Genomic DNA, 468 nt, shown 5'->3' with positions numbered 1-468 from the left:
TATTGTTGATGAAAACACAAAATATTGTGATTTTTATATTAGTGATTTGATGGATACAGAAGATCCCGTCTCACTGTATTTCATTACAACGCCGCGTAATTTAGATAGAATGAGACCATTAGCACGATTGCTATTGACCCAAATGGTTCTTTCTCTTTCAGATCGCATGGAATTTGATGATGGAAGATCCAAAACCAATCACAAACATCGTTTGCTTTTAATGCTTGATGAATTTCCAACTTTGGGAAAATTGGAAATTTTTGAAAAGGCTCTTGCCTACATTGCTGGGTACGGGCTTAAAGCTTATATCATCACTCAAGATGTGCAACAGCTCTACAAAGCTTACACCACAAATGAAAGTATTATTTCAAATTGTCATATTCGTATTGCTTACGCTCCTAATAAAGTCGAAACAGCCGAATGGATGAGTAAAATGGCGGGAGAGACGACGGTTGTTCGCGAAAAGAT

The 468-nt window shown here is 37.0% G+C and carries 1 protein-coding gene; it reads left to right on the top strand.

Translation table 11 applies throughout. From position 1 onward, the window contains the following. Positions 1 to 49 precede the first annotated feature (49 nt). Positions 50 to 468, top strand: a 419-nt coding sequence (locus tag ACFIMQ_RS09515) for a type IV secretory system conjugative DNA transfer family protein (RefSeq protein ID WP_375703942.1), incomplete at its 3' end; no start/stop codon positions are given.

It is taken from the genome of Bartonella sp. AD13SXNS (assembly GCF_042196465.1).
Classification (GTDB): domain Bacteria; phylum Pseudomonadota; class Alphaproteobacteria; order Rhizobiales; family Rhizobiaceae; genus Bartonella.
This window is presented reverse-complemented; position numbering and strand designations above follow the sequence as displayed.